Below are 8,011 nucleotides of genomic sequence, written 5' to 3'. Positions count from 1 at the left end.
CGCAACGATTCGTCCACTGGCCTGCCTTCACTGCTTCTGCACAAAAACAAAAAGCAGCTTCTCCGCTTCAACGCGGAGAGCCGCCTGTTTGCAAAACCGCACTGTCATTTTGCCGCTTTTTCTTGCACGGAGCTGGCGACCATCACCATTTCTTCCGGCGTCAAATCGTCCGAGGCGAGCGTAAACTCCGCCCCGTTGTACCACCATGTCAACGTTCGGTCGGTGAGGGCGCCAATGGTGAATCCTAAATCAACCGGGTCGCCGTTGACAAGAACTGGCATGCTTGTCGCCGGAAGCACATCCGCTTTTTCTTGCACGAGCGTAAACGATTTTTTGCCGCCGAATGTCATAATGACGCGCGTGCCGTTTTCACCTTTCACTTCTTTTTCCTCAAGCGCTTGAACCCCTTTCGGAAGCTGACTCGGGTACATGACGGCCATCACTTGCTCTTTTCCTTCGGCCATCGTTGGCACCTCAAGACGGGCGCCAGTCATGTTTTTCTTTGTATCAAACGCGTCATCATCAAACTTTTTGTTAAACTCGACGTTGGAAAATTCGACCGTCAACAGCGCTTTCCGGTCCGTATCCATCACTTTGACCGAGACGGGCGCCAAATCTTTTTTGCGCAGTGTAATCTCTTGGGTTGGAACGACTTCGCTGTTCGGGTAGTTCGTTTTCGTCTCAAACACATAGTAATCGTCCGTCGCCTTAAACTTCGCCTTCGAATCGCTCAAAATGTCTTTGACGAGCGATTCGTACAAATACGCTTGGCTGCTGTTTTTCGGCCAATCGCTCACAAACTTGAAGGTTTTGTTGAGCGCCGGCGTGAAGACGAACACCCCTTCGTCATTGCGCAAAATCATTTGGCTTTGTCCTTTGTCGGCGTTTTTCAAGCTGACGCGGTAGTAGGACGGCTGCTTGTGCCACACTTCGACATGATACACTTGCGGCTTTTCCCCGGTGCGGAACGTCATTTTCGCCTCAGCCTGATAACCCGTCATCTCATCGACCTTTTCATCAAGCGCCTTCAGCACCTCTTCCTGCGATTTCGACCCGCAGCCAGCCAAAGCAAACAGAAAAATGATGCCGACCAACGCCATCAGCACGTTTCTGCCCATCGCTTCAACCCCTTTGCCTCATATATCGATTTCTACCCATGCACTACAATATATGAGACAACTTTCGGGAATATGCAGACTAGCCATGGCAAGCATCAGCCGGCGTCATCGGTCCAAGGCGCTCAATGACGACTTGGGCGACGGCGTAATCGCGGCTATGGGAAATGGACAGATGAACCGTCTCGCCATCGCGGCGGGCAGCAATGCTCGGCTTTCCGTGCTCATCGGAAACGATCTCGATGTCTTGAAACGATAGATGCCGCCCGATCCCCGTTCCGAGCGCTTTGGCGTACGCTTCTTTCGCCGCAAATCGCCCGGCGAGAAACTCTGCCTGTCTTGCGGGCGGCAACTCGCCAAACTGCGCTTTTTCACGCGGCGTCAAAATTCGCTCTGGAAATTTGCGGCTCCGCTCAAGAAGGGAGCGGATCCGTTCCAACTCTACAATATCAATGCCAATGCCGACGATCACTGCTTCCTCACCTATCCTATCCGCCCTGATGGTCGGACAAATTTTTTATGAGAGACCCGCATAAGATGGCTTATAAAAAACGCCCCATTTCCGCGAAGAAGGGAGACCAACCCGTGTTTCAACATGCAAGCGATGTCCGCTCATTTGTCCGCCTTTATCCCGTCGTTGCCGCCTTATTATTGGTCCATATCGCCGCATGGCTGTTGTTTTCTCTTCCCTTGACAGCGCTTGAACCCATTTGGCAATACGCCGTCGGGACGAACGGCGCGATCCGCCATGGAGAGTGCTGGCGGCTTGTCAGCCCAATCGTGCTGCATCGCGATTTCCACCATATGGCCGCCAACAGTTTGTCCTTATGGCTGTTTGGCCCCTGGCTGGAGCACGCACTTGGGAAAAGAAAGTTTTTGTTTCTGTATATCGGAGGCGGAATCGGCGCCAATGTCGCCACTTTATTCCTTCTGCCGCCGCTGTACACCCATGTCGGGGCGTCGGGCGCCATTTTCGCCTTGTTTGGCATGTACAGCTACCTCGCCCTATTCCGCCGCGACTTAGTCGCCCCCCGCCACGCCCAGCTGCTGCTTTCGGTCATGGCGGTTCATTTGCTGATTGGCATCATGACACCACATGGGAATTTATTGGCCCATCTATTTGGCTTCGCCGTCGGCGGCCTGCTTGCCCCCTTTTTGTCCATCCGCCCCAAGCGGCCGTCGTTTTACATGCCTCGGCTATGAAAAAACGGCGCTTAATGCGCCGTAATCCGCCGTTTCTTCGTCCGGCTGCGGGCTGAGCCGTCCGGGCGGCCGCCCCGTTTTTTCTCCCGCTTGACCGCTAAAGGCGGCTCTTCCGTCAATTGCACCGGCGTCGTATCCGGCTCGCGCGTCAACATTTTCAAGCAGGCAGCGACAATCGTTACCGAATCGTGCTCTTCAAGCAATTCTTCCGCTGCCCGTTTGTAAAATGACAGGTTTTCGGTCTCCACGACGTTGAGAAGCTTTTCGATCGCGATACGCTGTTGGCCTTCGAGCGCCTCATCAAGTGTCGGCGGCTTCATCCGCTCCATTTTCCGCTTCGTCGTCCGCTCAATATGGTGAAGCTGGCCGATCTCCCTTGGAGTGACAAACGTCATCGCCACCCCTGTCTTGCCGGCGCGCCCGGTGCGCCCAATCCGGTGGACATAGCTTTCCGGGTCTTGCGGAATATCAAAGTTGTACACGTGCGTTACGCCGGAAATATCCAAGCCGCGCGCCGCAACATCCGTCGCCACTAAAATTTCAATCGCACCTTCCTTAAACTTGCGCAGCACCGACAGCCGTTTCGCTTGGCTTAAATCGCCATGAATGCCTTCCGCTGCATAGCCTCGCAAGTTGAGCGCCTCTGCCAGCTCATCGACACGACGCTTCGTGCGGCCGAACACGATCGCGAGCTCCGGCGCCTGAATATCAAGAAGCCGCGTCAAAATGTCAAATTTCTTTTTCTCGTGCACTTCTAAGTAGTACTGTTGAATGTTCGGCACGGTCATTTCCTTTGCCTTCACTTTGACAAGTTCCGGCTCGTTCATGAAGCGCTCGGCAATGCGGCGAATCGGATCCGGCATCGTCGCCGAGAACAGCAACGTCTGCCGCTCGGCCGGCACATGGCTTAAAATCGCCTCAATATCTTCGATAAAGCCCATATTGAGCATTTCATCCGCCTCATCGAGAACGACCGTATGCACATGCTCAAGGCGGAGCGTCCCGCGGTTGATATGGTCGATAATACGGCCCGGCGTCCCGACGATCACGTGCGGATGTTTTTTCAAAGCGCGGATTTGCCGGTCGATATCTTGACCGCCGTAAATCGGCAAGACGCGCACGCGCTTGACGGCGCCGATTTTGTACAGCTCTTCTGATACTTGGATGGCGAGCTCACGCGTCGGCGCGACAACGAGCGCTTGAACAGCGCTGTTTTTCACATTCACTTTCTCAACGATCGGAATGCCAAACGCCGCCGTTTTCCCCGTTCCGGTTTGCGCTTGACCGATTACGTCTTTATTTTGCAGACTGAGCGGAATCGTCTTCGCTTGAATCGGAGTCGTCTCTTCAAACCCCATCCGCTCGATCGCTTTCATCACTTCTTGGCTTAATCCTAATTCTTGAAATGTCGTCAATGTTATCCAAACTCCTTATAAAAAATCGTCCCTTTATCCGAGAGAAAGGTTTGACAGTTATCATACCATGTTATGCGGTGATTTGCAATGATGGGCATGGGCAGCGCGCAAAAATGTTTCCACCTCAGCAAACAGAACGTGCCGATCGATGCTATGACAAACATGATGGAACGAATTGGGCAAAAGCAACAGCTTTTTTTCTGAAGACCCCATGCGTTCATATAAATAGCAGGCGCTTTTTAACGGCACGATCCCATCTTTTTCTCCTTGCACAATGAGCGCGGGTGCCGCGACGCGCGGAAGTCGGGGACGCACATCGCGAACGAGTTTGCGAAACTCCCTGACAGCTGAAAACGGCGTCGCCATCATTTTGTTTCGATAGCGGAGAAACAGTGGGTGCTCCCGCGCTCCTTTCCATCCATTGGCAAACATCTCGCGGATGTCGCGCCATAATTGGCGCGGGTTGACATAGTAAAACGCAGCGCTTAGCAGCACGAGTTTGGCGACCGGGTATTTTTCCGCCAAGTAGACGGCGATCACTCCACCCATTGAAAACCCAATGACATACACCACACTGCAACGGTGATGGAGCGCTAAAAACGCTTGTTCCGCCGCCGCGATCCATTGGTCGTATGTAATTCCTTTCAACCGCAGTTCGCTTCCGTGGCCCGGCAAGGTCGGCGTTTCGATCATCCAATCGGTCCGCTCCCGCAAATAATCGGCCAGCGGCGCCACTTCTTCTGGACTTCCCGTAAACCCGTGAATACATAAACAGCCGATCATCATTTCCACCCCCGCCCGAATGAGAAGCGGCGCCTGTGACGCCGCTTTTAGTTTCTCTCGGGTTGCTTGATGTTACACCCAATATCGAAGCAACTCTTCCAATTTCATGCCGCGCGATGCTTTCAATAAAACAATGTCATCCGAAGTCGCGACGGAACGCACAGCCTCGGCCAACGCTGCTTTATCGTCAAACTCCCTCACCCGTCCATCATCAAAAAATGGGGCGGCCGCCGCGGCGATATGGTGCGAAAGCGGCCCGTAAGTGAACACATAGTCCACCATTCCCGGCCGCAGCACCTCCCCGATCTCTCGATGAAACGCCACTTCTTCGTCACCAAGCTCCAACATATCGCCCAATACGGCGATTTTTTGCCGATAACCGCTCAATTCTTGAAGAAGCATCAAGGCGGCGCGCATCGATGTCGGGCTGGCATTGTAGGCGTCATTAATGACGGTAAAGCCATATTTCGTCTTGACGACTTCCGTACGCATGCGCGTCACTTGCAGGCGGGAGAGAGACGCATCAATACCTTCCCAATCGATGCCGAAAAAGCGGGCGACCGCAATGGCGGCGAGCGCGTTGTATACATGATGTTTGCCTAATACCGGCATAAACAGCGTCCGGCCGGGGAGCGCATTGATGACAAACGATGTTCCTCCCGCTTCAATGCGCACATCGGTCGGATAATAATCGTTCTGTTCGCCCGCCCCGAACGTCACGACATGGCGGGGAAGCGGCAGCTTCGGCACGCGCTCCGTCAAGAGCGGCTCATCGCCATGGTAGACGAATAAACCATCATGGTGCAAACCCGCCAAAATTTCCAACTTCGCCTTGGCGATGCCTTCCCGCGACCCGAGCTCTTGCAGGTGCGACTCCCCAATATTCGTAATCACAGCCGCGTCCGGCTTAGCGATCATCGTCAGCCGCTCGATTTCGCCAAACCCGCTCATCCCCATTTCGACAACGGCCATCTCCGTCCCTTCGTCAAGCGAAAGAAGCGTCAGCGGCACGCCGATGTGATTGTTCAAGTTCCCTTCGGTCTTTTGCACTCGATAGTGGGTTGAAAGCAGCGCGGCAATCATATCTTTCGTCGTCGTTTTGCCGTTGCTGCCAGTGACGCCGATCACCTTCATTCCAAGCTGCTCGCGGTAGCGGGCGGCGAGCCGCTGCAATGCCAAAAGCGTATCATCCACAACGACCACTGGCACACCTTCCGGCGGCGTTCCTTCCCTTTCCGCCCACAGTACGGCGGCGGCTCCTTTTTGCGCCGCTTCTTGCACGAAATCGTGGCCGTTAAAGGTCGCACCGCGCAACGGAACGTACAAGCTGCCGGCTTGGATCGTCCTTGTGTCGGTTGACACACCGCTTACGACCATATTCTCCCATTCCGGCTTTAAACACTGTCCGTCAGCCATTTCGGCGATTTGCCGCACTGTCCGTTTGATCATCGGCTCTCACCTCTTTTCTTTTTTGAACGTGTACGTAATCGTCTGCTTTTCTTGATGTCGTTCCAATGCGAGCGCGATAAGCCGTTCAATCAGCTCCGGGTACGGCACACCGCTGTGCTGCCAAAGAAGCGGGAACATGCTGTATGGCGTAAAGCCTGGCATCGTGTTCACTTCGTTGATATAAACAGCGCCATCTTCGGCGAGGAAAAAATCGACGCGCGCAAGTCCAGACAAATCCAGCGCCTGAAACGCCGTAATGGCCATTTGTTTGATCGTCTCATACTGTTCTTTCGTTACGTCCGCTGGGATGATCAATTCGGTTTGCCCGTCTTCGTATTTCGCCTCATAGTCGTAAAATTCCTTTTTGGGGACAATTTCGCCAACGACCGAACAAATCGGCTCATCATTTCCGATCACGCCGATTTCAATTTCGCGGCCGACAATCGCCTCTTCAATAATAATTTTTCGGTCATACTGAAATGCCTCGATAAATGCGGCTTTTAAATCGCCGCGCTGCTTGCATTTGGAAATGCCGACGCTCGAACCGGCGTTGGCTGGCTTGACAAAGCACGGGTAGCCAAGCTCTCGTTCGATCCGGTCATACACCGTCTCGCCGCTTTTTTGCCAATCGTACTTCGTCACGGCGATATATTTTGCTTGGCGCAACCCGGCCTGCGCAAACAAGTTTTTCATCATCACCTTATCCATGCCGACCGCGGAAGCAAGCACCCCGTTGCCGACATACGGAATGTTCAATATCTCAAGCAGCCCTTGCACCGTTCCGTCTTCACCGTTCGGCCCATGCAAAAGCGGGAAAATGACATCGATCGTTTCCTCGTTTCCTCCCGCAGCCGAATCGGCAGCCGGAACTTGGTTCAAGGAAACCGGAATCAAGGCGGTCGCCGCCGAAGTGAATTGCAGCTGCTTGATTTCCTCGATCGGTCCGGTCAGTTGTTTGCCCTTGATCCATTGACCTTCCGGTGTAATATAAATCGGAATGACATCGAATTTATGAGGATCAATGGCGTTCATCACCGCCATCGCCGTCGACAACGATACTTGGTGCTCCGGTGATTTGCCGCCGTATAACACGCCAACTCTCGTTTTCATCATCGTTCCTCCTCTTTCCTTGGCCATCGTTCCTATTGTAACACGTTTCGCGCCCAACGGTCTGATATTTTATATGTACGATGCAGGTTGTTTCGCCACCCCCCATAAGCGATAAGGAACAAAAAAGTGAGGGTGTCTAAAAAAGTGGTTCTTCTTTCAGCAAAGCACAACATATCGTTTTCCAGCATTTGTTTTACACGTATATACAGGAATAAGAAAAGGTGCCCCGACCGTTTTGGGACACCTTCTGTCGCTACGGATGCAACGCGCGCCAAGCCATGCGTTGCGGCATGGCCGCTACCACTTCGGCGAGCGCTTCTTGCCCCGTTTTTTCCACGCCAGCAAAATAATCGGACACACGGCGGAAAAACCGGTTTTTCTCCACATCATCCATCAACAAGCGAAGCATGTGCTGCTCGCCGCTTTCTGGCCCGACCAAATGATAAATGAGACCATTTTGCTGTAAATATTGCAAATTGATGCGCTCCTGGCCAGGCAAGCAATCAATCGTAAAAATCGGAATGCGCTTATGAAGCAACTCGCTGACCGTCACCCCGCCTGGTTTCGTAATGACGGCATCCGCCTCTTCATACAGCCGATTCATCTCTTCCGGGTCAGCGATGTATGGAAGCGGCCGGATATGAGGCAGCTGCCAGCTGGCGATTTCCTCGTACAGCTGGCGATTGGCGCCGCACAGCACCGAATAGCGGAACAACGTTGACGTGCGGGCCGCCCGCAAAAACGCCAGCATATTGCCAAGCCCTTGGTTTCCACCGGCGACAAGCACATGAGCGAGGTCCCGCTTGCGTCTCGCTTCCGACCGATTCATAAACACATCGTGCACTGGGATGCCAGTGACGATGATGCGTCCTTTGTCAACCCCGTACTTCGTGATCAGCTCCCATTTCGCCTCTTGATGGGGAACAAAATGATAGT

General features: G+C 53.5%; 8 protein-coding genes. 1 reads left to right on the top strand and 7 read right to left on the bottom strand.

The features are described from left to right. Positions 1-104 precede the first annotated feature (104 nt). Together GZ1_RS15515 and acpS are read right to left on the bottom strand one after the other, a co-directional pair. The gene (locus tag GZ1_RS15515) at positions 105-1,118 is read right to left on the bottom strand and encodes a LolA family protein (RefSeq protein ID WP_013144042.1); all 1,014 of its coding nucleotides are present in this window, start codon (positions 1,116-1,118) and stop codon (positions 105-107) included. Between the two features lie 79 nt (positions 1,119-1,197). Continuing rightward, positions 1,198-1,587, bottom strand: coding sequence for a holo-ACP synthase (gene acpS / locus GZ1_RS15510; protein WP_011229738.1), 390 nt, complete (start codon positions 1,585-1,587; stop codon positions 1,198-1,200). A gap of 113 nt (positions 1,588-1,700) precedes the next feature. Here acpS and GZ1_RS15505 point away from each other — a divergent pair, with 113 nt between their 5' ends. Then, positions 1,701-2,318, top strand: a complete 618-nt coding sequence (locus tag GZ1_RS15505; protein WP_060788827.1) for a rhomboid family intramembrane serine protease — start codon at positions 1,701-1,703, stop codon at positions 2,316-2,318. 11 nt (positions 2,319-2,329) lie between these two features. On the opposite strand, the gene cshA is transcribed toward GZ1_RS15505, so the two are convergent. From cshA to GZ1_RS15480, 5 genes are all read right to left on the bottom strand, one after another. Further along, the gene (gene cshA, locus GZ1_RS15500; RefSeq protein ID WP_014194681.1) at positions 2,330-3,733 is read right to left on the bottom strand and encodes a degradosome RNA helicase CshA; all 1,404 of its coding nucleotides are present in this window, start codon (positions 3,731-3,733) and stop codon (positions 2,330-2,332) included. A 60-nt stretch (positions 3,734-3,793) separates the two neighbouring features. Further along, positions 3,794-4,516 (bottom strand): alpha/beta hydrolase, encoded by a 723-nt coding sequence (locus tag GZ1_RS15495; protein ID WP_021322022.1) that lies wholly within the window; start codon positions 4,514-4,516, stop codon positions 3,794-3,796. Between the two features lie 72 nt (positions 4,517-4,588). Next, complete coding sequence (locus tag GZ1_RS15490; RefSeq protein ID WP_060788826.1) at positions 4,589-5,965, bottom strand: UDP-N-acetylmuramoyl-tripeptide--D-alanyl-D-alanine ligase; 1,377 nt, start codon at positions 5,963-5,965, stop codon at positions 4,589-4,591. 6 nt (positions 5,966-5,971) lie between these two features. Beyond that, on the bottom strand, positions 5,972-7,075 hold the full coding sequence (locus GZ1_RS15485; protein ID WP_060788825.1) for a D-alanine--D-alanine ligase: 1,104 nt from the start codon (positions 7,073-7,075) through the stop codon (positions 5,972-5,974). Positions 7,076-7,328: 253 nt separating this feature from the next. Continuing rightward, positions 7,329-8,011 (bottom strand): glycosyltransferase family protein (locus tag GZ1_RS15480; RefSeq protein ID WP_506256204.1); only part of this gene is annotated, 683 nt, incomplete at its 5' end.

The organism is Geobacillus zalihae NBRC 101842 (assembly GCF_001544135.1).
Classification (GTDB): Bacteria; Bacillota; Bacilli; order Bacillales; family Anoxybacillaceae; genus Geobacillus; species Geobacillus zalihae.
Note: the sequence above shows the minus strand (reverse complement) of the source record. Positions and strands in the feature narration are given on the sequence as shown.

Bases quoted from the DNA above. Each gene is read 5' to 3' on its own strand.
- GZ1_RS15485 (WP_060788825.1), bottom strand. From the start codon at position 7,075: ATGAAAACGAGAGTTGGCGTGTTATACGGCGGCAAATCACCGGAGCAC.
- GZ1_RS15495 (WP_021322022.1), bottom strand. From the start codon at position 4,516: ATGATCGGCTGTTTATGTATTCACGGGTTTACGGGAAGTCCAGAAGAA.
- GZ1_RS15515 (WP_013144042.1), bottom strand. From the start codon at position 1,118: ATGGGCAGAAACGTGCTGATGGCGTTGGTCGGCATCATTTTTCTGTTT.
- GZ1_RS15490 (WP_060788826.1), bottom strand. From the start codon at position 5,965: ATGATCAAACGGACAGTGCGGCAAATCGCCGAAATGGCTGACGGACAG.